This is a genomic window from Hungatella sp. L36 (genome assembly GCF_014288035.1).
The window spans coordinates 214201-239115 of sequence record NZ_JACOPC010000005.1; the positions used below are offsets into that span (position 1 = coordinate 214201).

The following is a 24915-nucleotide window of genomic DNA, read 5'->3' on the forward strand; positions in this document are numbered from 1 at the left end:
CTTTATGAGTGGAACAAGGTCTCTGTCTCGTGGAACAGCGCCTTATTCGCTTCTATCTTCTCCTCGTTGCCGATCACGCATAAGCTTCCGGTGGCAAGGACCGCCTTCACGATCGGCGCCAGCGCACGGATATCGTCCTTTGTTGCATTTAATATCTCGTCCCGCTCCTGCTGCATCATACCCTCATCCACGCCGGACAAGTATGCGGACAGGCCGCGGCTTCCCTTCGTAGAAGGCGGATACGGTACGTCCATATCGCTGATGGTGCCGATGACATACTTCGTCATGTCACGGTCATCCACTTCGAAATGCTCCAGATACTCCACAATGCCCTCATAGATCTCATTCGTCTCTTTTAAGTTCGGGTCGCGGTAGGAGGTCAAATACCCTTCACCGGAACGTCCGAAGCCGCTCATACAGCCGTAGGCGCCGCCCTTTACCCTTAAATTGATCCACAGGTAATCATAGCTTAAGATGACCTTTAAGATGCGCAGCGCGCCTGTATAGCCGTATCCGCTTCCGGCAAAGGTGCCGCATCTGGCCACGTAATTGACCTGGGAGGCCGTCTTAAAGCCTTCGTTCCGGTTGCCGGCAGGAAACGCAAATGGATACGTCTCTTTGCTGCCTTCCGGAAGCATTTCCTTTAATTTCCGAAGCGCCGCGGGAAGCTGCCGGAAGCCTTCCTCATCAGCCGTGTAGCTGACCAGCAGGTTTTCCACGGTAAAAAGGCGCTCCATCACCTGCTTTAATCTGGCGATAATCTCCTTCTTGCGATCCGCGTAATCCCGGTCTAACTGCTCCAGGAACTGGTAATATCCGATTCCTCCGGTGTTGTCATTATAATAGGAGGTCGGTGAGAAATAGGAGGTTGCTCTGGCTACAGCCGCCGAATGGCATGCTCCCTCCAGCTTCATCCTGCCTCTGGATCTGGTCTCACTGATTACCTCTCCCAGCCGTTTCTCATCGTCCAGAATGGAATTCTTCAGAATCTCACCGAGAATGGAGAAACCGAAGTCCAGCTTGTCATACAGCACTCTGACGCTGGCGATAAATACGCCTTTGAAATCAGCGCTGTTCTTTAAATTCGGATAGGACGTAACACTTAAATTAATGCCGCCGCTGTTTAAATGGATCTCACTCGTCAGATCCCCATACGTGTAATGCTCCGTGTCTACGAATCCCAGCACGGATTTGAGCAGGCCGACATAACATAAGTCTTCTTCCGGCACACGGGAGGTGTCAAACAGCAGTTTCAGATAGCCGATGCCCGAGGTAAACATCTCGTGATGAATCACCTTCACGCCTTCGACCTCTTTCTCTTCCCAGATAATCTCCTCCGGCTCTCTGCCGATATCCTCTCTGGAAAGCATGGGAATCTTCTTTAATTCCTCCTGCAAAGACGGCGTCTCCTGGTACTCCCTAAGCGCCCTGGTCTGCTCGACGAGAGCATCGATCTCTTCCTCCGAAAGCGAGGCCTTGTAGGCAGCCAGGCGTCTGGCCGTCTTCTCGTCTTCCTTAGCCGTCAGATTCTTCTCCGGGCTGACCACCAATACGGCTTCAAACGGATTATCCAGCAGATAATCACGGATCAGCTGCTCGAAATAGCCCTCATCCACCACAGTTTTCAAATAACTGAAGGTCTTCTGATAGGTCAGGTGCATCATCGGATCTCCGTCATAGAGCCAGCTGTCCATGCACTGAAGGCCGTACATCAGCCCTTTGGGCGCGGAACCGTAGTCTGCCTCGCGGTAACGGAATTCATAGAAATTCAATCCGGCCTTTAAGCTCTTTTTGTTGATTCCCTGATCGGCCAGCTTGCGGAGTGTTCCCTTTACTACTGCGAGGAACTCCCCTTTCTGCTCCTTATCCGCATTCTTTGCGATTACGGAGAAATAGGGCTGAAGGATGCCGTTCTGATATCCGCCCAGAATATCCTGGCCGATTCCGGCATCGATGAGCGCCTGCTTAAGCGGTGCTCCCGGCGCATCCAAAAGGGTGTATTCCAGAACCTGGAACGCCACGTAAAGCTGCGGATCCAAGTCATTGCCAACCACGGTATTGATGGAAAGATAGGTGGCCTGCTCCTCGGACTCTCCGTCAGTAATGGAGTAATGGGTCTCTTCCTCCACCGGCCGGTCAAACGGCTCCTGCGGCAGAATCCTGGAGTCGATCTCAGCGATATCGTATTTGGAGAGATACTGGTCATTCAGCCATTCCAGCTTCTCTGCCATATCCATGTCACCGTACAGATAGATATAGCTGTTGGAGGGATGGTAATATCTCTTATGAAAATTCAGGAACTGATCGTACGTCAGATCCGGAATAAACGCGGGATCTCCGCCCGATTCCTGCCCATAGCAGTTATCCGGGAACAGAACCTTTCTCGTATAACGGTCCAGGACCTCCTCCGGGGAGGAAAACGCCCCCTTCATCTCATTATAGACGACGCCGTTATAGATTAAATCTGCTTCGGGACTCTCCAGCTCGTAATGCCAGCCCTCCTGCATGAAAATATTCGGTTCCTTATAAATATTGGGATTAAAAACGGCATCCATATAGACATCCATCAGGTTCTGGAAGTCCTTTTCATTGCAGCTCGCCACAGGATAAACCGTCTTATCGGGATACGTCATGGCATTTAAAAACGTGTTTAAGGATCCCTTTACCAGCTCCACAAACGGATCCTTTACCGGAAACTTCTCAGAACCGCATAAGGTGCTGTGCTCCAGAATATGCGCCACGCCGGTGCTGTCCTCCGGAGGCGTGCGGAATCCAATGGAAAATACCTTATTCTCATCGTCACATGATACAGCAAAAATCCGCGCTCCGCTTTTCTTGTGGCGCAGCACGGTTCCTGTGGCTTTCATCTCATCCAACTGTCTTTCTTCCACAACCTCATAGGCTGCCAAATTTTCTAACTGTCTCATATATTTCTTCATTCCTTCCTTAACATTTTCTCTTTATTACCATCTTGCCCATTCTCTGGCGTTTTCATTATTATGTGTAAAAGAAGAACGGAACTTTACTTTTCCAGTCCAATATAGCATACCACAAGTAGGGCGGTTCTACAACAGAATGGAAATATGGCGTTCTGCAGACATATTACCATTTTTTTCCATCCTTATTGTATAAAATGACGGGCGGTGTGCACCCCTTAACTGTAGCAAAACAGCGGGGAAATATCCCCGCCTGCGGCAGCCGGTGCTTCCGCCCGGTACAAATTACATACTCTTCTGTTCATATTTCCATAATTACATGTTGCCTACCAGTTTATCTTTTAATATCGCCGCGCATTCCCGTACGCAAAAATGTACCAAAAGCACCGGGTCGGTTTCACAGGAAACTCCATAAATATCCGGTATTCCCCACTTTTTTGCAATCTGCTCCGCTCGGAACACATGATAATCACTGGTCAGAACGCCAATCTTCAAGGGCTTATCCTCGATCACCTCATAGGTTCCCGGATCCATCGAGATGTCTGACCTGGCATGATGCGCTTTTCTCCTCAACTGATCTTCCTCGATCGCGACTCTGCTGTAGGCAATATTCTCCACAGTACTGAAGGAACGCGTCTCCAGAATCAGCTGACGCTCGTTCACACCGTTAAACAGGAGATAGTCCCGCATCGCAGCCGCTTCGCTGACCGGCTCATCCTCGCCCTGCCCGCCGGAGAGTACGAGCACGGTTCCCGGATTCTCCTCCAGATAATCGATCGCTTTATCGAGACGGCTCTTTAACGATTTGCTGAGCCCGTCTTCTTTTACTCTGGCTCCCAGCACGATAAGATAGTCGAGATGCGACGTATCCCGGCTGGCCACACCGGTAAAGATCAGGATCTCTACCATGGAAAACACCAGAATCCCCGTGCAGCAGAATGTGATAACCGACACGGGCAGCCAGAGCGGCACCCGGTCCTTATGCTTCATATAGTATTCCCAGCCCAGCGCCAGCAGCAGACAGGCTGCTGCAAATACCATCCAGATAAAGGAAAATGAAGTGGTAAAACCTGAATAAATGACGATAACTACATAGTATATGACACAGGCAGCCGCCAAAAGCCATAAAATCCATGTCATGATTGAAACCTCCGCTTCCATCAGAGTTCAGAACCCGCTAAGTTCGTGGAATACCTCACTAAGTGCTCATAGTATACCATAACCGAAGATTTTCCACAAGAAAAAGCAGTATCATGTTCGGCTTCCTGCAAAAAGAATTGATTGTAAGAGACCAGAAAAGTAAAAGGACCGAACCCGGCAAAATACTTCTCTCCAGTTTCAGTCCTTCTTTTATTTACGGACGGCTGCATAGATTCCTCCGGCCATTTCCATAGTTATGTCACAGCCCTCTTTTAATTCAATGGAGCCTGTAGCTCCAGGCTCCATTAACAGAAAAATCCTTTTCAATTTTTCATCATATAGTCAAAATACCGCTTTCTAATCTGCTTCTTCTCCCTCACCTTAATCGGAATCCTGTCCCCGTTTTCCATTGTAAAATCTTCATCGGCATCAGTAATGTAATCCATGTTGACTATATAACTCCTGTTGCATCTTAAAAACCGGCAGCCGGACAGTTCTTCCTGCACTTCATCCAGTTTCTTCCGTATTGAATGCTCTGTACCATGGCAGCACACTATCCGTACATTCATCCTCCGGCTTTCAATATACATGATATCATCATAGGCAATTCGTCTGCCTGCGCTTCCGTTGACCACCAGAAGGCTCCTACGCAGCCTGGGATAGCGTTCTGCAAAGAACCGGTTGAGGGCTTCCTCAAACGTTTCCTGCTCGACCGGTTTGAGCAGATAGCCGCTGGCACCGACAGAATACCCCTCAACGGCAAACTCCCGACTGGCTGTGAGAAATATAAGTGCAACCCGCTGGTCCCAGCGCCGAATCTGCCGTGCCGCCTCCATACCATTCATAAATTTCATATAAATATCCAAAAATATCAGGTCGTAACGCCCTTCTCCGCTCTCAAACTGATCCACCAAATCCTCTCCACAGTCAAAATAGGTGATCTCCAACGATTCTCCCCGTTTCCTCATCTTTTGTGCCAGCAACTCCCCGACCTTTACGCGGTCTGTCACATCATCATCGCAAATTGCCACCTGCATAGCTGCCCCTCCATACCTGTCCGTTTTCAGGTCTTATCAAATTCCTTTGTTTTATCGTTTAAAACATATTTTATTCACTTGTTTTAAACATATTTTTATAATATTTCTTTAAAAATAAATCCAAATTACTTTTTTAGAAATAAAAATGGGACAATTGGCAGGAAAAAGGGACAATTGGTAATTTTTATCTTGCGGCAATCCTGCTACTATGATTAAATAGACTGTAATATGTGGAAACAGAGAGGGGATTTTTGTATGAAAATAGCAATATGTGACGATGAGCAGCCTGTTCTCAATCAATTGCGCAAATTCATCAATCAATATGCTCTTGATAATCTTTTCGATTATACAATTTTAGAATTTAATAAAAGTGAGAGGCTTTTGGAAGCGGCCAGTCAGGATCCGGATATCAAAATACTATTTCTGGATATCTATATGTCTCCTCTGTCCGGCATGGATTTAGCAGAAATTCTGAGGGCAAATGGTAATGACTGCGCTATTATCTTCGTCACTGTCAGTACCGAGCATTACGCCAGAAGCTACGAGGTCGATGCCGCGCATTACCTGGTAAAACCGGTCACCTATGGCCGGGTGAAAATGGCACTGGACCGGTGTCAACAAGTGCTAACAGCTTCTTCTAAATTTGCCTTCTTTTCTGCGGGAGGGAAGGAAATTCGCCTCCCCCTCAGAGAAATCCGATTTGTAGAAGTATTCCGGAATCAAACCGTGATTCATGCTGATTCCGACATCACGCTCCGCTCCACACTGGATGCAGTGATGCATCAGCTCTCTGACAGCCGTTTTCTGCGCACCCACCGCAGTTATCTGGTAAACATGGATTACATTACAAAAAGGAATGGAAATGATCTGTACTTAAGTTCAGGTGATAAGGTCCCCTTAAGCCGGACCTGTGAAAAAACATTTGAGAGAGAATACGGCCGTTACCTGACCGTTACTATAACAGGGGATAAAACATGAGAAAGCATCGTTTTGCAGTATACGCCGTGATGACCGCCACCGTACTGTTCTCCGCCATGGCGGGAACTTTTGTAAGTGCTCTCGCCAACTCGGCGGAAGTCAAACGTACTACAGTAAACGGTAATCCGGCTACTCCAGGCAACGCCTCCTCAGATACAGGCAACGCCTCCTCAGATACAGATACAGAAACCGCATCAGATACAGAGAAAGGGACGGAAACGGAAACCGGAGACAGTACTGACCAGAATCGGGCCACTCCAGGTAACGCGGCCTCCGACCCAGACCGGGGAGACGGAAAGGGAGCGGAATCCCCCGCAGAATCAGACGGCATCCTCTACACCGTCTCTTCCTATGATTTTTGGTGCCTATCTCAGCCGATGCTTGTCAAAATGGGGGCCGAATTTAATCCTGATGCAGAACAGCTTCCAATCTGTATCGACGTATACTTAGAGGGGCCTGACGGTTTTCTTTATGATCCGCTCTGGCTGGCTGTAGATTGGGACCTGTCTGGCGTGGATTTTAACCGTGAGGGAGAATACAGGGTAACGGGCATTCTGGATACCGCTTCCTGTGAAGTTCCGGTCGACTGGGATCATGCGCCGCTCCTTTCGTTTATCATCAAAGTGGACCAGGGAGGCACGCTGAGCTTTACTCCTGAAACAGACGGGAATATCCTGACACTCTCCTATGTCATGAATGGAGACCCCTATACCATATCCGATTTAAACTATGAGCTTTACGAAAGCCGTGACGGCGGAACAAACTGGCGCAATATTACCAGAGACAACCGGGTATGGGCGGAGGAAGACCATCTTACGATTTCCGGTGTGGAGGAAGACAGCTTATTCCAGGTCACGGACCTTCGCCTTGGCGGTGTTTTGTCATACCATTCCGACATTGTGAAGGCCGATATCGGAGGCGACGGAATGATTGAAACCGTCTCCATCATTCCGTCTGACGGCGAAATGGGCGGAGCGGACTGGGGAAACAGTAACTGGGATGACGATCCCAGCGAAAACGGTCCTTACCAGATTCTGGATTACCGGATTGGCAACCCTTATGTTTACGATCCCCTGCCGCTCATCGCCCGGGCTGCCATCGGCTGCCAGGAAGATATCGCCTGGGGCTTTTATAATACAATCTCGGTTTTCTATGGGGACAAACCGAACGGCCTGTGGAAAGCAAAAAAATTGATTCCGGTGGAATGGAATCAGGATGAGCTGGACGCCGTTGATTGGAATCGGAAAGGCGATACGATCATACATGGAGAGTTCTCTGACGAAATGAAAGAGGAGTACGGTTATCTTCTGAAGTTTGAATCCATGCCTGAGCTTACGCTGACGATTTCGATTTATTCGGAAAACTGTGATTTTGTTTTATCCCCATCGGAAGATACTCCCGAGGGAAAGAATCAGGTGAAGCTGAATTTCTTCTCCGTGACTGAGAAAGACACAATCCCTCTGACATTTGACGATCTTACCAGTCTGACTGTCTGGTGTTCCACCGACTGGGGCGAAAATTGGTATGACATTACAGACAGCAGCAGCACGGCGCTTCGTAACGATTCTCTCTCCGTCTCCTATTTAAAAGATACCTCCTTGGATCATATGGGCTATTCCTTTCAAATTGAGCAGGCGGAGGCTTCCGATCTGGAGCGCTACTCTGCTTACGTAACGGTTACCCACAATGCAGCAACAGGACGGTTTGAATACTCTACCGATATTGGAGGTGACCGCGGCGGCGGAAAGCGGTTTGAGAAACCACCGGAAGGATTGTTTGACAAGAACGATGAGGGGGATAGACCTGATTCCAATCCAACAGAGCCGACGACGGAAGCACCGACGGTTCCGCCCACGGAAGCACCGACGATTCCACCCACGGAAGCACCGACTGCTCCTCCCACTGAAGCGCCGACTGCTCCTCCCACGAATACACCGACTGCTCCTCCCAGCGGAACACCGACGGTTCCTCCCACGAATACATCGGCTGCTCCTCCCACTGAAGCACCGACGATTCCACCCACGAATACACCCGCTGATCCACCTAACGGAACACCGACGGTTCCTCCCAACGGGACACCGACTGCTCCTCCCACGAAAACTACCGAAAGGAATGCCTCCAAATCCGGGGGCGGAAAAGATAATACTTCAGAATCCGGCACCATCTTCACTGTTCCAAACAAACATGACGACAATCCATACCAAACTGCCGTACTCAAGCCCCCAGCACCAGTTTCCCAGTCGGAGAACGTGTCTGATCCTACTGAATCCGTCTCCGATATACCGGCTAATGCCCCGGCTAACACGGTGAAAGAGACGGTTCCTGACAAAACAGATGAAATTCATACCGCGTCACCGCGTTCTCTCTTTCTCCCTCTGCGTCTGCTCGTGGGAATCGCGGCAGTCTCAGGCGGTGCATTCGCAGGCCTGCGAATGATAAGGAAAAGATAATCGTCAATTACCCATGTCTAAAGGCACGGGCTTGTAACTCAACTACACGTAGTACGACATGTGATTCATGTCTCCTACCTCAAACATTGGCTACAACAGGCTGATTGACGGCAGCCCGCCTGCTTCGGTTCTGCCTAACAGGCCTCTGCGAACAGAGTGTTACATCCTTTACGGTAAATGTTTATGGCTCCGGTACGGTCGTCATTACTCCGGTAACCACAGACAGTGCAGCAAAATTCATGCTTCTTTCTGTTACGGTTAGCCTTTGTTGTATTACCGCAGACCGGACAGCTCTGGCTGGTGTACTTCGGGTCTATCGCAAGGACTTCTGAATACGACAGCGCTGCTTTGTATTCCAGCATCTCTCGGAACTGGTAAAACGCCCAGGAGACTATTACGTATCGGGATTTGAAACGGACGTGCTCCGTGACAGTACGAATCCCGGTTAAATCTTCTATAATAAAAAGCGTACCTGCTCCATACTGTGAGATAAGTGCCTTCGTAACCGCATGGTTTACCGCGGTTACGTAACGGTTTTCTTTCTCACGGAGCTTTTTAAGCTTACGCTTTGCTGATTTTGTTCCACATGTCTGCAGGCGCTTGCGCAGGGCAAGGGCTTTTGCACGTTGCAAGGACGGTCTTAAATACACTCTGTGTCATCTGAGAGCGGAGTCCAAACTGTTGTCTGACCGGGTAGTATAAGGCATGGTTTAATTCGAGATAGCGGATGCCTTCCTGTCCAAAAACGAATGCGGAGACAAAGTTCAGCACATCCCGGATAACGGACAGTGTCTTATTCAAAATAATCATCTGCTCTGATGTAGGGTATAGTTTGACTTTAGCAGTAATAGTAATAGATTTCATAGATTTTATACCTCATAATAGATTATGGACTGAATATATTTTACCACAATCAGAAGTAAAAATCAAACAAACGTTCGAGAAGTTAAAAAACAAAAAGGAGAAGGAGCTTGCGAAAGAGTCAGGAGGGGCACAATTCCTCTCATGTCTAAAGGCACGAGTCTCCATGTGCAGTTTATGAAGAAAAACATTTACCTTAAGCGGCTCTGCCTGCTTCTGCTCGTCGTACTATGCACGATCCTTCTGTTTTTCCTGCAATACCGGTATGACAACAAATATCATTTTCCCGGAATACAGGGAGAGCAGGGGATTCTTGATCTGCGGTCAGACAGGCAGCCATTATCTGTTCTGACCTATGGCTGGGAAATCTATCCGCAAAAGCTGATTGCCCCCGGCGAATTTAACGGGCAGAAGCCTCATTTTATCTATCTGGGACAGTACGGAGGTTTTGAAGCCGGTGATCAAAACGGCAATCCTCATGGCTGCGCCACGTATCGGCTGACCATCCTGCTTCCTCCGGAAGTAAACGAATATGCGCTGGAGCTGCCTGAAATCTATTCCGCCTCACGAATCTGGGTAAATGGCCGGCCTGTCAGCATCTTAGGTGATGTAACCTCCGTCAATCCGTCCCCCTCCATCCGCACAGGTATGATTACCTTCTCCGCGGCTGGAAAGGCAGAGCTGGTCGTACAGGCCGCGGATACACGTCACTATTACAGCGGCATGGTCTATCCTCCGGCGTTCGGATCAACAGATGCAGTATCCGATTTAATTTCCCTCCGATTTCTGCGCACATGTATCATGGTCATTGCATCACTGACCATCGGAATCCTGTATCTTTTCATTGGCATCAAAACCGGCGGGGAACGGAGACGCATGATACTGTTTTCTCTTGTATGCCTGTTCTTCACCATGCATGTCATGTATCCGCTCTTTCATTTATTTGGCGCCGGATACTGGACCTATTATCTGGAAGATTTAAGCTTTTACCTGTTTCTTACCGCAATCTGTGCGCTGCACTGCAGTCTCTGCGGTATCAAAGGCAGGCCGCAGCGATTTGCCGTTTTCGTCTGTGCAGCTGCAGCTCTGGCTTCTCTTGTGGTTCCCGCTCTGCTGTTAAACGGAAGCTTAACTGCTATGCTGCTCTACTCAGTCTTCTTAGACGGCTTCAAACTCGTTCTTTTCAGCTGGCTCATTACCACTGCATTCTTTAACAGGGAACAGACGGAGACCATGCGAAGCCTGCTCCTGGCGGGTCTCTGTACAATCGCCGTCGCCCTTCTGGTTCAGGCGGCCGCTCCGGTCTTTGAGCCAGTACGTTTTGGATGGCAGACAGAAAATGCAGGATTCCTCTTTATCCTTCTCCTGGCCGGCGGACTCTGGTTTGATACGATCCGGGCCTATGCGGAACGTACCGCACTCGCTGAGAATATGCGGCTGATGAAGGGACAGTTCGCCCTCCAGGAAGAAAACTATCGGATCCTGTCAAAAAGCATAGAAGAGACACGTAAGATGCGGCATGACCTGCGCCACCATATCACGGCAATCAAGGAACTTACCAACCAGAAGCAGTATGATGCGCTGGAGGACTATCTGGAAGGCTACGAGAACAGTTCTGAGCAGACCGAATGGCCGGTTCTCTGCGATAACCACGCAGCTAACGCGGTTCTCACCTACTACCGGCAGCGCGCATTACAGAAGCAGATACCACTTTCCATTCATGTTTCTCTCCCGGCGGAATTAAAGCTGGAAGCCTGGAACCTCGGAGTTCTGCTTGGCAATCTCCTGGAAAATGCCTTCGAAGCCTCTGAAAAGCTGCCCCAGGAGCTCCGCTCCGTAAAAATATACGCAAAGATTGCAAAGGGCAACCTGCTGATCACCGTGAAAAACCACTGGAATGGAGAATTTACCGTCCTTGAAGGCCGGATTTACTCTACCAAACACGAAGGAGCCGGAATCGGCCTCTCCAGTGTCCGCAGCATGGCAGAGGCAAACGGGGGCCAGTTCTATCTGACTCCTGATGAAGATGAATTTGAAGTTTCTCTTGTGTTGTGGAAGCAGGTCTAAGAGCATATAGCCGGTTTATGCGCTTTCTTGGACAGCAAAAATGGCAAAAGCGTCACATCTTACTGATACGCTTTTGCCATTGCTTTGGCCGCTTCTGTCTATTCCCCTCCAACCTCACAACGCCGGAGTATATCATACGGATCCATCGCAATCCCCAGATCCACATCAACCATCTGGCGCGCATGGGGTGCGCTCTCCTGCGGGGTTCCGTCTTCCGCGTAAATCGCTTTGACGACTATCTCGCTGTTCGTTCCGTCCGGCTTCATCACCTCGATGGTTTCCCCCACCGAAAACTTATTCTTCTGTTCGATTCTCGCATAGCCCCGGTCATCCACCGAAGCAACCGTTCCCAAATACGTGTAATCCTTCACATACGTACTGTTCTCGTAGATCTGGGACGATGCGTCCGGCTTTCCGAAATAGAAGCCTGTGGTAAACTCCCGGTTGACACACTTGGCGATCTCTTCCCGATACCAGTCTAAATTCGCCTCATAAAGCTTCGGGTCCCTCTGGTAATCATCGATGGCCCTTCGGTAAGCCCTTGCCACCGTCGCCACATAGAGCGCCGTCTTCATGCGCCCTTCGATCTTAAAGCTGTCGATCCCGGCATCGATCATCTCCGGTATGTGATCGACCATACATAAGTCCTTGGAGTTAAAGATAAACGTGCCCCGCTCATTCTCATAAACCGGCATGTACTCACCCGGACGCTTCTCCTCGACGATGGAATACTTCCAGCGGCAGGGATGGGTACAGGCCCCCTGGTTGGCGTCCCGGCCCGTCATAAAATTGCTCAGAAGACACCGCCCTGAGTAGGAGATGCACATGGCTCCGTGAATGAAGCTCTCGATCTCCATATCCTCCGGAATGTGTTCTCTGATCTCCTTAATCTCCTTTAAAGAAAGCTCACGCGCCGTTACCACGCGCTTTGCCCCCAGATCATACCAGAAACGGTACGTTCCGTAGTTCGTATTATTAGCCTGGGTGCTGATATGGATCTCCATATCGGGTATCACCCGCCTGGCGATGGCGAATACTCCCGGATCTGAGATAATCAGCGCATCCGGACCGATCTCCTTCAGTTCTCCAAAATACGCCTCCACACCCGCTAAATCATCGTTGTGAGCCAGAATATTGGCTGTTATATAGACCTTTACACCGTGTTCATGGGCAAAGGCGATTCCCTCTTTGATCTCTTCATTCGTAAAATTCTTTGCTTTCGCTCTCAGACCGAAGGCCTCACCGCCGATATAGACCGCATCCGCACCGTAAATCACGGCGGTCTTCAGCACCTCGAGACTTCCAGCCGGAATAAGCAGTTCTGTCTTTCTCATCTTTTTACATCTCTTTCTCTAAAAACGCTTAATGCAACGCCGTCCCCGATGGGTATGATCGACGTGGCCAGGCTGTCCGTATGTTTCAATTCGTATAAATATTCCCGCATGCGCGCATGGATCGTCCTGTTGCGCCGTTCCACCGCATAGCGCGATTCGATGATATCGCCATCCTGCAGCACATTGTCCGAGACAAGCATACTTCCCGGAACCATGAGTCTCATGATTTCGGGAAGCCATACAAGATACTGGCCCTTCGCCGCGTCCATGAATATAAAATCATAGGGACCGGTAAGTTTCTTCAAGATCTCTCCGGCATCGCCGGGGAGCAGGGTGATTCGTTCACTCTCCCCCGCTCTCTCGAAGTTTTCCAGGGCTTCTGGTATCCGTTTTTCATATTTTTCAATCGTTGTTATGCGGCAGTTCTCCGGCATGGCCCCCGCCATTAAAAGTGTCGAGTAGCCCACCGCGGTGCCGACCTCCAGGATAGCCGCCGGCCGCTTCGCCTCCACCAGAGAGATCAGGAATGAGGCGGTCTCCTCGCGGATGACCGGCACCCGTTCCTTCCGGGCCTTTGACGCAAGCTCCGAAAGGAGCGTTCCCCGGCTTCTCTCCAGCGAATTGATGTAGTCCGTGACTCTGTCGTTCCCTATCATTCCTTCTCTTCCTCTTCTCCGGTATTTTCGTTCATCATCTGAAGAATCTCCTTGGAGGTCATAGAGGTGTTCACGGTGTACGTCCCGGGGTTCACTTCGTAGTCGAAAAAGATGGCCTGTATGACAAATGAATATTCATTCGCAATCAGCCCGTACGACTTAAGGAGCTTCGCTGCATCCGTGATGGAGGTTCCCTCCTCCACGGTGATACTCCTGTCTCTTCCCGGCGCAGCTTCCACAGACGTGGCGTAAAAAATTTCATGGCCGAATTCATAGCCCTTTGTCACGCCTTCGTAAAGAAGCAGCACGACCAGTGCGCAGACAATCAGCCTTCCGGATATCCCGATGATGGCTCCCGTTATTCTGTTGATCTCTTTTGTAGCACGGCTCATACTGTCATCCCTTTCAACACGAAAGTCCTGATTCTTTGATGCTTATCCTATACTTCCATAATAATCGGCAGAATCATCGGATTCCGCTTCATCCGTTTCCATAAGAAATCGCTTAAGCTGTCGCGGATAATATTCTTGATCTTGCCCCAGTCGTTGACATGGCGGTCGAGGCAGTCCATCACGGCGTCATTCACGACCGCTCTTGCGTCCTCCATCAGATCCTCGGATTCTCTCACATAGACGAAGCCTCTGGACACGATGTCCGGGCCGGCCAGCAGCTGATTGCTGTATTTCTCCAGCGTCAGCACGACGATGATGATACCGTTCTGAGCCAGGTTCTGTCTGTCACGCAGCACGATATTGCCGACGTCGCCGACACCCAGTCCGTCTACCAGGATTCCGCCTGCTGAAACGTGATCCACGATGCCCCAGGACTCCTGTCCCAGTTCCACCACGTCTCCAGAGGACATGATAACGATGTTGTCCTTCGGAATACCCATAGCCTGTACCAGATTCTTCTGAGCCATTAAATGGCGGTACTCTCCATGAACCGGAATCGCGTATTTCGGACGCACCAGAGCGTAGATCAGCTTGATCTCTTCCTGACATGCATGGCCGGATACGTGGGTATCCTGATTGATTACTTCGGCGCCCTTCATGGCCAGTTCGTTGATAACCTTGGACACGGCCTTCTCATTGCCGGGAATCGGAGTGGAGCTGAGCACTATCACATCGGTCGGTTTAATCGATACCTTTTTGTGGGTGCTTCCCGCCATACGGGAAAGGGCCGCCATGGATTCTCCCTGGCTTCCTGTGGTGATGAGCACGGTCTGCTCGTCCGGATAATTCTTCAGCTGGTCGATATCAATTAAGGTTCCCTCCGGGATGTCGATATAGCCCAGCTCGCTGGCCGTTCCGATGACGTTCACCATGCTTCGTCCCTCTACCACGACCTTGCGTCCGTATTTGGCCGCTGAGTTGATCACCTGCTGCACACGGTCCACATTGGAGGCAAAAGAGGCAACGATAATACGGTTAAATTTATGATCTGCAAAGATATTGTCAAATGTCTTTCCCACCGTCTTTTCCGATGGGGTAAATCCCGGGCGGATGGCGTTGGTGCTGTCGCACATCAGAGCCAGAACGCCCTTCTTGCCCAGCTCCGCGAAACGCTCTAAATCGGCCGGTTCACCGAAGACCGGCGTGTAGTCGATCTTAAAGTCGCCGGTGTGCAGGATCACGCCCGCCGGTGAATAGATGGCCAGTGCGGAAGCGTCTGCGATACTGTGGTTTGTCTTTATAAATTCAATACGGAAGCATCCAAGGTTGATGGACTGTCCGTGCTTGATTACTTTCCTCTTCGTATTCTTTAATAAATTGTGCTCTTTTAACTTATTCTCGATCAGTGCAATGGTCAGCTTCGTACCGTAGACCGGCACGTTGACCTCTTTCAAAATGTATGGCAGGGCCCCGATATGGTCCTCATGGCCGTGGGTGATCACAAATCCCTTCACCTTGTCGATGTTCTGTTTTAAATACGTTACGTCCGGAATGACTAAGTCGATGCCCAGCATGTCGTCGCTGGGGAAAGCAAGTCCGCAGTCCACTACGATGATGCTGTCCTCGTATTCAAACGCGGTAATATTCATACCAATCTGTTCCATTCCACCTAGGGGAATGATCTTAATTTTTGCATTACTGTCCTGTTTCTTCAATCTGTTACCTCCATTTTTCTATCTATTTTCCGTCCTGTTTTTCTTTTTCCATGATTTTCTGACAATCCCTGCAGTACCCGTAGAGCTTTACCTCATGATCCGTCACCTTAAATCCCATGGTATCGGAAATGGTCTGCTCCAGTGTATCAAGGAGGTCTCCTTCAAATGAAAATACTCTGCCGCAGCGGCTGCATATTGCGTGATGATGGTGATGTCTGGACTCACTTTCAAGGCCCCCTAATTCATAGCGGGCAAAACCGTCGTCAAAGCTCACCTTATCGATTACCGACAGATCCACCAGTACCTGCACGGTCCTGTATATCGTGGCCAGTCCGATCTCCGGGCATTTCTTTTTCGCGAGGTCATAGATGTCCTCCGCCGTTAAATGTTCACCCGGGCGCTCCGCCATGATTTCCAGTACCAGCATGCGCTGATTTGTCACTTTGAGTCCCTTTTTACGAAGCATGTCTTTAAAAACTTCCTGTTCCATATACGAGTCCCTCAAAATCCGTTATTTCCTAACATGAAATCTTCATCACTTTTCAATATCCACGTCCGCGTCTTCCAGCAGTTCGGAAAATATTTTAAATAAATAATCTATCTCGTTATCATCCTCTACGAACTCGTAAAGAGCATCCGCATCGTCGCTCTCCGATAAGTCCTTCAGAATGTAACATTCTCCTTCTTCGTCATCCGCCGCATCTGTCACCAGCAGATAACTCATTCCATTAATTCTGGTCTCTTCCAGAACGTAAAAATCCACGGCTCCGCCGTCATCTGTCACCAATGTGATCTTCTTTTCTTCGTTGCTCATCGTTCGTCATTCTCCTCTGGTCGTGCCGCCTGGCAGACTGTCCAAATAGCCCTGCAGAATCAATCCGGCCGCCACTTTGTCGATGACCGCCTTCCGGTTTTCCCGTCTGACTCCACTCTCCTGTAAGATCCGTTCCGACTGAACGGTTGTAAGCCTCTCATCCCAGAGTACCACCGGCAGTCCGGTCCTGCGCTCCAGCATGGCTTTAAAACTTTCTGTTTTCTCTGCACGGTCTCCCAGAGTATTGTTCATATTCTTAGGATAACCCAAAACAATGGTTTCAATCTCATATTCCCGAATCAATTCTTCAATTCGGGCGCAAGTCTTTCTTAATTTGTTCTCGTCTTCTCTCGTAATCGTCTCCACCGCCTGGGCAGTAATGCCAAGGGAATCGGATACGGCGACGCCAACAGTCTTGGAACCGTAGTCAAGGCCCATTATTCTCATATTTATTTTCTCCATATTCGTCAAATCTCCCGCCGCTAACGGCAGGATTCCTGACACTCGCGGCCGCCGGACAGACATACGGGCATGTCCGCCTGACTCATTGCCTGCGGAAATAAAAGCTCCAGTTCAGCCATTCTATCGGTTATCTGAGGAACTGCAGCAAAATTCAAATACCCCGCCGCGGACAACGGGGCATCACATTTGCGCCCCGCAGGTGGCGGGGTATTGGCTCCCGCAGCAGTTACCGGATAAACATGCCCGCATGTCTCTCTGACTGCTGCCGCTGGAAATAAAACTGGTATTTTTTCAACACGAAAAAACAACTGCCAGAGTCCGTTTATTCCTTCATCTGACAGTCAAATTACAGATTCTCTTTACCACGTAAAATTACTTAAGCATCGTATCGATATAGACCCTCATAAGCTCCTCCAGGATCTCATCCCGTTCTACCTTCATGATGAGACTTCTGGCGTTCTTATGACTGGTTATATAAGTAGGATCTCCAGACATGATATAACCCACGATCTGGTTGACCGGATTATACCCTTTCTCTGAAAGGGCAATATAGACCTGCTCCAGAACCTGGCTTACATTCAGCTTGTTTTCCTGTACTGAACCAAAAAATTGTGTATTATGAATATCGCCCATTACGCTCACGTCCTTTAACTGTTCTTCTCTATTCTAAACCATATTTGCTGTTTCGGCAAGAAAAAAAATAAAAATTCCTGATTTTCCTGAATTTTCTAGGGATAAGTTACGCCGAAATTCCGCAGGGGGTGGAGGCTGAATGGATCTTCTTAGTTTTTTAGGAGAAATACTTCGTCGTTTAGCAAGGTCTCAAGTATGCCGGAAATCATTCTTCCTTTCAGGTCTTCTCTAAACGGTACCGCGGCCTTAATGTACTCTTTTGTATGGCCGATCATGTAACGCTTTCCTTCCCACTCGAACTCTTCTTCCATCAGTACCTCGGTGGTTTTTCCGAGATGCTGCTTTCGGTATTCCAGGGACATTTCTTTTTCCAGCGAAAGGAGGACTCCGCTTCGTTCGGTCTTTACCGGCTCAGGGATCTGGGAGGGCATGACGGCCGCGCGGGTGCCTTCGCGTTTGGAATATTTGAAGACGTGCATTTCGTAAAAATGAACCGCCTTTAAGAACGCCTCTGTTGTCTGGAACTCTTCTTCTGTCTCCCCCGGGAAGCCTACGATGACATCGGTGGTGATCGCCGGACAGTCAAACGCCGCCCGCAGGATCTCACAGCGGCTTAAATAGTCTTCCGTCGTGTAGTGGCGGTTCATCCGCGCAAGCGTTGCATCACATCCGCTCTGAAGGGACAGATGGAAATGAGGACAGATTTTGGGAAGGGACGCCAGCGCTTCCGCGAACTCTTTTGTGATGATCCGCGGTTCTAAAGAGCCCAGACGGATTCTTAAGAGTCCCTCTGCCTCATGGAGACACACGATTAAGTCGAGAAGCGTCTTCTTCTCTCCTTCTTCAAAATCCACGCCGTAGGAACTCAAATGAATCCCTGTCAGCACGATTTCCTTATATCCTGCTTCCACCAGCCGTTCGACCTCGGCGCGCACGTCCTCCAGCTTTCTGGAACGCACCCGGCCTCTCGTATAAGGAATGATGCAGTAGCTGCAGAACTGGTTGCATCCGTCTGTGACCTTTATGAACGCCCTGGTGTGGTCGGCGATCCGTTTGATGGTCAGGGCCTCGTAATCCTTTGCCGCCCCGATATCGATTACCGTCTCTTCCACGGTGTGGTCTTCGTTTGCAAAGTAGTCATCCAGGATTCTCACAAGCTCAGTCTTCTTGTTGTTTCCTATGACCAGGTCCACCGCTTCGTCCAGTTTGAGCGCCTCTCCTGCCGACTGCACGTAGCAGCCTGCCGCCACTACCACGGCCTGCGGGTTCATCTTCTTTGCCCGGTGAAGCATCTGCCTCGATTTGCGGTCGGCTATATTGGTTACTGAACAGGTGTTGATAATGTACACATCCGCGCCTTCGGCAAATGGAACAATCTCATATCCCGCCTCTTCCAGAAGCTGCTGCATAGCCTCCGTTTCGTATGAATTCACCTTGCATCCAAGGTTATGCAGGGCTGCCTTTCTCATTTTATTTTCTCCTATCTAAATAAACAGTATGTGAAGTTTATTTTCATGTAAAATTACCATTGACTTTTAACCCATATGCCAGTAGTATTGAACTTGAACAAGCGGGGATTCCCTGATCAAAAAAAGAACAATCTCAAGGAGGTTTTTTCACATGAAAACAGTGCGTATATCTTTAAACTCCATCGACAAAGTAAAATCTTTTGTAAATGACTTAACCAAGTTCGATACCGATTTTGATCTGGTATCTGGAAGATACGTTATTGATGCCAAGTCCATTATGGGCATCTTCAGTTTAGACTTATCCAAGCCGATCGATTTAAACATTCATTCTGAGAGCAGCGTGGATGAGATCGTAAACATCTTAAAGCCATACATCGTTGATTAATCGGACAAGTAAGCGCTTCAACCGTGTCTCACGGTTGAAGCTTTTTATGTTATAGGAAGGTGCTCCTATTACATAAAAAGCCCCCGGGCAGGACAGCGTACCCCGCTTTATCGGGTATGCGCACTCCGCGCTAAGGAAGTTTGGCTGCTGAAGCAACCGCGCTCCGGCGCGAGAGTCCGGCGAGCCGGACTCTTTGTTCTTTCACGGGAAAGTTCGTCCGATGCATCAGCACCATACCTTTTCTACTGTATTGATGGCAGTCTCCACCATTTCGTCGATTTTTTCTTTCAGCTTTTCTTCCGAACGCTCAATCATCTTCAAATTCGGCTTTGTAACCGGATGCTTTGCCACAAAGATGGTACAGCAGTCTTCAAAGGGCAGAACCGATGTCTCGTACGTTCCGATCTTCTCAGCTACATCCACGATTTCCTGTTTGTCAAATCCGATAACCGGACGGAATACCGGCATCGTACAGGATGCGTCAGTGGCGGCTAAGGACTGCATTGTCTGGGAAGCCACCTGACCGATGCTCTCCCCTGTGATCAGAGCCTGTGCTCCGGCATCCACGGCCAGTCTTTCGGCGATCCGCATCATGTAACGTCTCATGATAATGGTCAGCTCCTCATGAGGGCACTGATCATAGATATAGAGCTGGATATCCGTAAAATTCACGATATGAAGATGGACTGGTCCCGAATACCTCGATACCAGCTTCGCTAAATCGACCACCTTCTGCTTTGCGCGCTCACTCGTATAAGGCGGCGCATGGAAATAAACGGCGTCAATCTTCACACCGCGCTTTGAGATCATGTAACCGGCCACCGGGCTGTCGATACCGCCGCTTAAGAGCAGCATGGCCTTTCCATTGGTTCCCACTGGCATACCGCCCGGTCCCGGAATGACGATGGAGTAAATGTTGATCCGGTTTCTCACCTCCACATGGAGCATGACCTCGGGATGATGAACATCCACCTTCGTCTCGGGAAACGCATCCAGAATCACTTCCCCTAAATCCCTGTTGATCTGGTCGGAATTTACCGGATACTTTTTATTGCCGCGTCTGGCATTTACCTTGAAGGTAAAATTCTTATCCTCATAAACCTCATCCACATAGGCGAGCACCTGTTTCTTTAAGTCCTCATATCCATTGTCGTCCACCTGAACCATGGGACAGATGGCGGCGATGCCGAAAATACGCTTAAGCGTCTCAACCGCCTCATCAAAATCGTACTCGGATTCCGCTGTGGCGTAGATTCTTCCCGACTCCTTCACCACCATAAAATCTCCATCGATATCCTTTAACGCGTGCCGGATCTGTGTCACCAGTGCGTCCTCAAACATAAAACGGTTTTTTCCCTTCACGCCGATCTCGGCGTACTTTATCAAAAATGATTTATACTGCATATTGATCCTTTCTTTTCTCTGCCGGGCATTCCGTTCTGAAAGCCCAGTTCAGCATTGCGGCCTTCTGCCAGGTCAGCCGTTCTGATTGTTCATAGCTGTCAGCCTCTCTGATACCTCCGGAGCACCGGAAGCAGCTCCTTAAGCGCTGCGATACAGATATCCACCTCGTCCTTCGTATTAAATACACCGAAGCTGAACCGCAGTGTGGAATCCAGCAGCTCCTGTTTTACCCCGATTCCCTTTAAGGTTCCGCTGACCGCCGGGTGGTTGGAGGAGCACGCGGATCCGGACGAAACATAGATTCCCTTGTCCTCGAGCGCGTGAAGCAGCACCTCGCTCCTCACACCGGAAAAGCTGGCGCTCACGATCTGAGGCGCGGACAACTCTCCCGGAAGGCTGTTGACCGTGGTTCCCTCGACCTCATCCAGCCGTTTTATCATGTAATCCTTTAACTCATAGAGCTGTTTCATCTTCTCGCCATGGTTCTGATACATCTCCCTGGCCGCCTCACCGAGTCCGGCGATCCCCGGTACGTTTTCCGTGCCGGAGCGCATGCCCCGCTGCTGGCCGCCGCCGTAGATGAGCGGCTTTATCTTAACCCGGCTGTCCACATACAGAAAACCGATTCCCTTCGGAGCATGAATCTTATGGCCGCTGACCGAGAGTAAATCGATACCCTGCCGTTTCGGCCGGATGACAAACTTTCCGTACGCCTGAATGGCATCTACGTGGAACAGAATCGCCGGATTCTTCTTTTTGATCCGCTTTGCGATCTCTTCCACCGGCTCCACCGCGCCGATCTCATTGTTCACATACATGATGGATACAAGAATCGTATCCTCGCGGATGGCGTTTTCCAAATCCTCCAGGCTGATATGGCCGTCATGATCCACCGGCAGATATGTCACCTGAAAGCCCTGTTCCTCCAAATACGCCAGCGGATTGTAGACTGAGGCGTGTTCGATGGAGGTGCTGATGATATGATTACCGGCCCGTTTATTGGCTATGGCTGTCCGGGTCAGCGCCATATTGTTGGACTCTGAGCCGCCGGAGGTGAATATAATCTCCTTGGGAGATACTTTCAGTGTCCCGGCGATGATCTCCGCGGCCTCTTTGATATACTGTTCCGCGCGCATGCCCTTTCCATGCTTCGCGGACGGATTTCCATAATCCTCCGTCATCACCTTCAGCACAAGATCGGCCACCGACGGAAGCACCTTCGTCGTTGCCGAATTATCAAAATAAACTTCCATTTAAATTCTCCTCGTCAATTCTCCATCTGGAACATTAAGACGGACAGCACTGCCAGCCCGGCCGTCTCCGTACGCAGAATCCGTTTTCCCAGTGTCACCGGCTTCACTCCGGCCTCCGAGGCCATCGCGATCTCGTCATCCTCGAATCCGCCCTCCGGGCCGATGAAGATTCCGCAGCTCATGCCCGACCTGATTCCTGTAAAATATGCCTTTGTGTCCGCCATCCCTTCCGCATGCTCAAACGGAATGATGTTCTTATCGAATCCACCCGCGTACTGGAGCGCTTCTCGAAATGACATCACACCGGTCACCTCCGGAATAATCAGGCGTTTCGACTGCTTCGCCGCGCTCTCCGAGACGGCGTTCCATCTGCGCACCTTTGCGTCTTCCTTCTTCGCGTCCAGCTTCACGACGGTGCGCCTCGTCTCTACCGGAATCACCTGATAGACGCCCAGTTCAACTGCCTTCTGGATGATAAGCTCCATCTTGTCGCTCTTCGGAAGCCCCTGAAATAAGTAAAATTTCACGGGCAGCTCCGTACCGCCCTCCGTAACCGAGACGATCGCCGCGGTCACGCTGTCCGCCGCGATCGTCTCAAGTTTACATAAATAATCCCTGTCCACACCGTTGCTGATCAGGACTTCTTCTCCCGGCTTCATGCGCAGCACATTTTTTATATGGTTCACGTCAGGCCCTGTGACTGTCACAGTCTCCGGCCCAATCTGATCCTGATTTACGAAAAAATGATACATACTCTTCCCTATTTCTTCCTGGCCGTAACCGACAGCCACTCACCCTGATACGTTACCTCGATCACTTCAAAGGCGTCGTTGGCCGCAAATGCCGCCCTCACTGCCTCTTCCTTCATATTAATGATGCCGGAGGTGATGAAGATTCCGCCCTTTTTCAAATGTACCGGAACTTCCCTCTGAAGCAGAATGATGACATCCGCCAGAATATTTGCCACTACCACGTCATACTTTTCGTATCCCGCCGCGTCCTGAACATCTTTATCGTCGATAATATTGCCCTGAAGGACTGCAAATTTCTCTGAATCAATTCCATTGGCCTCCAGGTTCTCACCGACCGCCGTAATGGCGTTCTCGTCGAGATCCGTACCGAACACCGCCTTCGCACCAAGCTTTAAGGCAGTGATTCCCAGAATTCCGCTTCCCGTTCCCACATCGAGAAGAACCGTCTCCGGCGTCACGTATTTGCGGAGCTGGCGGATACAGAGCTGAGTCGTCTCATGCTGGCCCGTGCCGAACGCTGTTCCCGGATCGATCTGAATGAGAAGCTTGTCCTTGTGTTCCTCCGGAATCTCCTCCCAGGTAGGCTTGATCAGGATATCATCCACGGTAAACGGCTTGAAATACTGTTTCCAGTTGTTGATCCAGTCCTTATCCTCTGTTTCACTCTCGGTGATGGTCCGCTCTCCCAGATCCGTAAACATGGAAAGGTCATCAAGTCCCTCATCCACACTCTTCAGGATGCCGGCGATGTCATGGCTGTCGTCGAGATAGAAGCTGACAAACGCCACACCCTCGTCCGGCGGCAGCTCCGGAAGAATATCGATAAACATCCCCTTCGTCTCCTCCGCCGTAAGCGGAATATTGTCCTCGATCTCGATTCCCTCGATTCCGATCTCATCAAACATGCTGCTGACTAAATCCACGGCCTGCGTCGTGGTCTTCAGCGTAAATTTCTTCCATTTCATAGCAATCCCTTACCCTTTCACAATTTTCACAAAAAGACACAACAGTACCACCAGAACAACCGGGCGCACGACCTTCTGGCCGCTCTTTACCACCATACCGGAGCCAATATAATGGCCCGCGATACAGAACACGCCCGCTGTAATTCCCAGCGGAAGCAGTACTTTTCCATTTATTAAAAATGTCACCAGCGCCGCAATATTGGAGGACAGGTTGATCACCTTTGTCGTTCCCGATGCGGTCCTCAAGTCCATCTTCGCCGCCCCTGTTAAAACTAACAGAAGGAAGGTACCCGTTCCCGGGCCGTAGAAGCCGTCATATGTACCGATCACCAGCGCGGCAGCCATGCTGATCAGCATCATCTGCTTCTCCGTAAGACTTCCCGTATTCTTATTATCGCCCATATCCTTATTTTTCAAAACATAGAAAGCCACAACCGGCAGGGCGAACAGCATCATTCCCTTTAAAAACTTCTCACTGGCAAGCAGAGATAAGTTCGAACCGATAATGGAACCGACGATCGCACAGGCCGCCGCAAATAAGGACAGCTTCCATTTGATGTAGCCGCTCTTCGCAAACCTCGCCGTGGAGATGACCGTTCCCATGGTCGATCCCATCTTATTCGTTCCCAGCGCCAAATGAGGCGGAACCCCTGCTGCCAAATAGGCGGGAAGTGAGATCAGACCGCCGCCTCCGGCAATGGAATCTACGAAACCGGCTAAGAATACCAGCGGACATACAATCAGATACTGGTGCATTATATTCGTTTCCTCTCTTTCATCTGTGACTGATTCCAGTCATTCAGATAATCCGACATGATCCGCCGCCTGCGAAAACCTCCCATTGGACATGCAGACATGTCCGTCTGGCTCGCTGCTCACGGAAATAAACCACATGATATCATAGCATAGTTTTGATATCGCTGCAACAGCAACTGTGTTTACCGGGGCCTTCTTCTTTCAAAAATGGCGGATTTACGCCATTTTTCGACCTGTACGGCTGTCTGTTCCATCATAACGCATGGAAGCGAAAAAGAAAAATAAATTTTTTTTATTTTTTTTTGAAATAGATGCAATAAAACACGATCCTCATGCATTAATCTATTGAACGGATGAAAATCACTTCTGTTCCATACCGATCACAAGGGGCAAAAAATATCAAGAAAAACGAAATTCCTTGATGCATTACACCACATCACACTCGCCCTGAGTCAT

General features: G+C 49.7%; 23 protein-coding genes. 4 read left to right on the plus strand and 19 right to left on the minus strand.

Going from position 1 to position 24915, the window contains the following annotated elements:
• Positions 1 to 2 precede the first annotated feature (2 nt).
• From H8S80_RS14615 to H8S80_RS14625, 3 genes are all read right to left on the minus strand, one after another.
• A complete protein-coding gene (locus tag H8S80_RS14615; protein WP_117632100.1) occupies positions 3 to 2927 on the minus strand; it encodes an insulinase family protein in 2925 nt (974 codons plus the stop codon).
• Positions 2928 to 3251: 324 nt separating this feature from the next.
• Positions 3252 to 4076, minus strand: coding sequence for a YdcF family protein (locus H8S80_RS14620; protein ID WP_002602499.1), 825 nt, complete (start codon positions 4074 to 4076; stop codon positions 3252 to 3254).
• Between the two features lie 323 nt (positions 4077 to 4399).
• A complete protein-coding gene (locus tag H8S80_RS14625; protein ID WP_117631888.1) occupies positions 4400 to 5113 on the minus strand; it encodes a LytR/AlgR family response regulator transcription factor in 714 nt (237 codons plus the stop codon).
• A 255-nt stretch (positions 5114 to 5368) separates the two neighbouring features.
• Here H8S80_RS14625 and H8S80_RS14630 point away from each other — a divergent pair, with 255 nt between their 5' ends.
• Together H8S80_RS14630 and H8S80_RS14635 are read left to right on the plus strand one after the other, a co-directional pair.
• A complete protein-coding gene (locus tag H8S80_RS14630) occupies positions 5369 to 6091 on the plus strand; it encodes a LytR/AlgR family response regulator transcription factor (protein ID WP_117631884.1) in 723 nt (240 codons plus the stop codon).
• The gene (locus H8S80_RS14635; RefSeq protein ID WP_117631882.1) at positions 6088 to 8541 is read left to right on the plus strand and encodes a hypothetical protein; all 2454 of its coding nucleotides are present in this window, start codon (positions 6088 to 6090) and stop codon (positions 8539 to 8541) included. The genes H8S80_RS14630 and H8S80_RS14635 overlap by 4 nt, the downstream gene beginning before the upstream one ends.
• A 134-nt stretch (positions 8542 to 8675) precedes the next feature.
• On the opposite strand, the gene H8S80_RS14640 is transcribed toward H8S80_RS14635, so the two are convergent.
• Positions 8676 to 9173 carry an RNA-guided endonuclease TnpB family protein gene (locus tag H8S80_RS14640; protein WP_051446869.1) on the minus strand — a complete coding sequence of 166 codons (498 nt, stop codon included), beginning with the start codon at positions 9171 to 9173 and terminating at the stop codon, positions 8676 to 8678.
• Positions 9103 to 9405 (minus strand): helix-turn-helix domain-containing protein, encoded by a 303-nt coding sequence (locus H8S80_RS14645; RefSeq protein ID WP_117631879.1) that lies wholly within the window; start codon positions 9403 to 9405, stop codon positions 9103 to 9105. The genes H8S80_RS14640 and H8S80_RS14645 overlap by 71 nt, the downstream gene beginning before the upstream one ends.
• Before the next feature lie 174 nt (positions 9406 to 9579).
• On the opposite strand from H8S80_RS14645, the gene H8S80_RS14650 reads away from it, so the two are divergent.
• Positions 9580 to 11469, plus strand: a complete 1890-nt coding sequence (locus H8S80_RS14650; protein ID WP_181987943.1) for a sensor histidine kinase — start codon at positions 9580 to 9582, stop codon at positions 11467 to 11469.
• A 98-nt stretch (positions 11470 to 11567) separates the two neighbouring features.
• Here H8S80_RS14650 and H8S80_RS14655 read toward each other — a convergent pair whose 3' ends face one another.
• From H8S80_RS14655 to mtaB, 9 genes are all read right to left on the minus strand, one after another.
• The gene (locus H8S80_RS14655; RefSeq protein ID WP_002602492.1) at positions 11568 to 12803 is read right to left on the minus strand and encodes a peptidase U32 family protein; all 1236 of its coding nucleotides are present in this window, start codon (positions 12801 to 12803) and stop codon (positions 11568 to 11570) included.
• A complete protein-coding gene (locus H8S80_RS14660; protein ID WP_002602491.1) occupies positions 12800 to 13459 on the minus strand; it encodes an O-methyltransferase in 660 nt (219 codons plus the stop codon). Before H8S80_RS14660 ends, H8S80_RS14655 begins: the two co-directional genes overlap by 4 nt.
• A complete protein-coding gene (locus H8S80_RS14665) occupies positions 13456 to 13851 on the minus strand; it encodes an MltG/YceG/YrrL family protein (protein WP_002602490.1) in 396 nt (131 codons plus the stop codon). The genes H8S80_RS14660 and H8S80_RS14665 overlap by 4 nt, the downstream gene beginning before the upstream one ends.
• A 47-nt stretch (positions 13852 to 13898) precedes the next feature.
• Complete coding sequence (locus H8S80_RS14670) at positions 13899 to 15566, minus strand: ribonuclease J (RefSeq protein ID WP_002602489.1); 1668 nt, start codon at positions 15564 to 15566, stop codon at positions 13899 to 13901.
• A gap of 22 nt (positions 15567 to 15588) precedes the next feature.
• Positions 15589 to 16056 (minus strand): Fur family transcriptional regulator, encoded by a 468-nt coding sequence (locus H8S80_RS14675; protein ID WP_002602488.1) that lies wholly within the window; start codon positions 16054 to 16056, stop codon positions 15589 to 15591.
• A 45-nt stretch (positions 16057 to 16101) separates the two neighbouring features.
• Positions 16102 to 16380, minus strand: a complete 279-nt coding sequence (locus H8S80_RS14680) for a DUF1292 domain-containing protein (RefSeq protein WP_002602487.1) — start codon at positions 16378 to 16380, stop codon at positions 16102 to 16104.
• A gap of 6 nt (positions 16381 to 16386) precedes the next feature.
• Entirely contained in the window at positions 16387 to 16827 is a 441-nt protein-coding gene (gene ruvX / locus H8S80_RS14685) for a Holliday junction resolvase RuvX (protein ID WP_029466884.1), read from the minus strand.
• A 387-nt stretch (positions 16828 to 17214) separates the two neighbouring features.
• The gene (locus H8S80_RS14690) at positions 17215 to 17475 is read right to left on the minus strand and encodes an IreB family regulatory phosphoprotein (RefSeq protein ID WP_117631877.1); all 261 of its coding nucleotides are present in this window, start codon (positions 17473 to 17475) and stop codon (positions 17215 to 17217) included.
• A gap of 149 nt (positions 17476 to 17624) precedes the next feature.
• Entirely contained in the window at positions 17625 to 18944 is a 1320-nt protein-coding gene (gene mtaB, locus H8S80_RS14695; protein ID WP_029466885.1) for a tRNA (N(6)-L-threonylcarbamoyladenosine(37)-C(2))-methylthiotransferase MtaB, read from the minus strand.
• Between the two features lie 151 nt (positions 18945 to 19095).
• On the opposite strand from mtaB, the gene H8S80_RS14700 reads away from it, so the two are divergent.
• The gene (locus tag H8S80_RS14700) at positions 19096 to 19329 is read left to right on the plus strand and encodes an HPr family phosphocarrier protein (protein ID WP_002602483.1); all 234 of its coding nucleotides are present in this window, start codon (positions 19096 to 19098) and stop codon (positions 19327 to 19329) included.
• A 225-nt stretch (positions 19330 to 19554) separates the two neighbouring features.
• Here the strand turns inward: H8S80_RS14700 and thiI are convergent, their stop codons facing one another.
• The 5 genes from thiI to H8S80_RS14725 all read right to left on the minus strand — a co-directional run bounded on the left by thiI (position 19555) and on the right by H8S80_RS14725 (position 24459).
• Complete coding sequence (gene thiI / locus H8S80_RS14705) at positions 19555 to 20733, minus strand: tRNA uracil 4-sulfurtransferase ThiI (RefSeq protein ID WP_117631875.1); 1179 nt, start codon at positions 20731 to 20733, stop codon at positions 19555 to 19557.
• A 98-nt stretch (positions 20734 to 20831) separates the two neighbouring features.
• Positions 20832 to 21986, minus strand: coding sequence for a cysteine desulfurase family protein (locus H8S80_RS14710; RefSeq protein WP_117631872.1), 1155 nt, complete (start codon positions 21984 to 21986; stop codon positions 20832 to 20834).
• 14 nt (positions 21987 to 22000) lie between these two features.
• Entirely contained in the window at positions 22001 to 22738 is a 738-nt protein-coding gene (locus H8S80_RS14715) for a 16S rRNA (uracil(1498)-N(3))-methyltransferase (protein ID WP_117631871.1), read from the minus strand.
• Between the two features lie 8 nt (positions 22739 to 22746).
• Positions 22747 to 23703 (minus strand): 50S ribosomal protein L11 methyltransferase, encoded by a 957-nt coding sequence (prmA, locus tag H8S80_RS14720; protein WP_117631869.1) that lies wholly within the window; start codon positions 23701 to 23703, stop codon positions 22747 to 22749.
• Positions 23704 to 23712: 9 nt separating this feature from the next.
• Positions 23713 to 24459 (minus strand): sulfite exporter TauE/SafE family protein, encoded by a 747-nt coding sequence (locus tag H8S80_RS14725; RefSeq protein WP_002602478.1) that lies wholly within the window; start codon positions 24457 to 24459, stop codon positions 23713 to 23715.
• Positions 24460 to 24915 lie beyond the last annotated feature (456 nt).

Coding starts and splice junctions, on each gene's coding strand:
- H8S80_RS14660 (WP_002602491.1), bottom strand. CDS start 13,459: ATGATAGGGAACGACAGAGTCACGGACTACATCAATTCGCTGGAGAGA.
- H8S80_RS14615 (WP_117632100.1), bottom strand. CDS start 2,927: ATGAGACAGTTAGAAAATTTGGCAGCCTATGAGGTTGTGGAAGAAAGA.
- H8S80_RS14650 (WP_181987943.1), top strand. CDS start 9,580: ATGAAGAAAAACATTTACCTTAAGCGGCTCTGCCTGCTTCTGCTCGTC.
- H8S80_RS14690 (WP_117631877.1), bottom strand. CDS start 17,475: ATGGGCGATATTCATAATACACAATTTTTTGGTTCAGTACAGGAAAAC.
- mtaB (WP_029466885.1), bottom strand. CDS start 18,944: ATGAGAAAGGCAGCCCTGCATAACCTTGGATGCAAGGTGAATTCATAC.
- H8S80_RS14645 (WP_117631879.1), bottom strand. CDS start 9,405: ATGAAATCTATTACTATTACTGCTAAAGTCAAACTATACCCTACATCA.
- prmA (WP_117631869.1), bottom strand. CDS start 23,703: ATGAAATGGAAGAAATTTACGCTGAAGACCACGACGCAGGCCGTGGAT.
- H8S80_RS14625 (WP_117631888.1), bottom strand. CDS start 5,113: ATGCAGGTGGCAATTTGCGATGATGATGTGACAGACCGCGTAAAGGTC.
- H8S80_RS14710 (WP_117631872.1), bottom strand. CDS start 21,986: ATGGAAGTTTATTTTGATAATTCGGCAACGACGAAGGTGCTTCCGTCG.
- H8S80_RS14635 (WP_117631882.1), top strand. CDS start 6,088: ATGAGAAAGCATCGTTTTGCAGTATACGCCGTGATGACCGCCACCGTA.
- H8S80_RS14665 (WP_002602490.1), bottom strand. CDS start 13,851: ATGAGCCGTGCTACAAAAGAGATCAACAGAATAACGGGAGCCATCATC.
- H8S80_RS14675 (WP_002602488.1), bottom strand. CDS start 16,056: ATGGAACAGGAAGTTTTTAAAGACATGCTTCGTAAAAAGGGACTCAAA.
- H8S80_RS14620 (WP_002602499.1), bottom strand. CDS start 4,076: ATGACATGGATTTTATGGCTTTTGGCGGCTGCCTGTGTCATATACTAT.
- H8S80_RS14715 (WP_117631871.1), bottom strand. CDS start 22,738: ATGTATCATTTTTTCGTAAATCAGGATCAGATTGGGCCGGAGACTGTG.
- H8S80_RS14630 (WP_117631884.1), top strand. CDS start 5,369: ATGAAAATAGCAATATGTGACGATGAGCAGCCTGTTCTCAATCAATTG.
- H8S80_RS14655 (WP_002602492.1), bottom strand. CDS start 12,803: ATGAGAAAGACAGAACTGCTTATTCCGGCTGGAAGTCTCGAGGTGCTG.
- H8S80_RS14700 (WP_002602483.1), top strand. CDS start 19,096: ATGAAAACAGTGCGTATATCTTTAAACTCCATCGACAAAGTAAAATCT.
- ruvX (WP_029466884.1), bottom strand. CDS start 16,827: ATGAGAATAATGGGCCTTGACTACGGTTCCAAGACTGTTGGCGTCGCC.
- H8S80_RS14725 (WP_002602478.1), bottom strand. CDS start 24,459: ATGCACCAGTATCTGATTGTATGTCCGCTGGTATTCTTAGCCGGTTTC.
- H8S80_RS14680 (WP_002602487.1), bottom strand. CDS start 16,380: ATGAGCAACGAAGAAAAGAAGATCACATTGGTGACAGATGACGGCGGA.
- thiI (WP_117631875.1), bottom strand. CDS start 20,733: ATGCAGTATAAATCATTTTTGATAAAGTACGCCGAGATCGGCGTGAAG.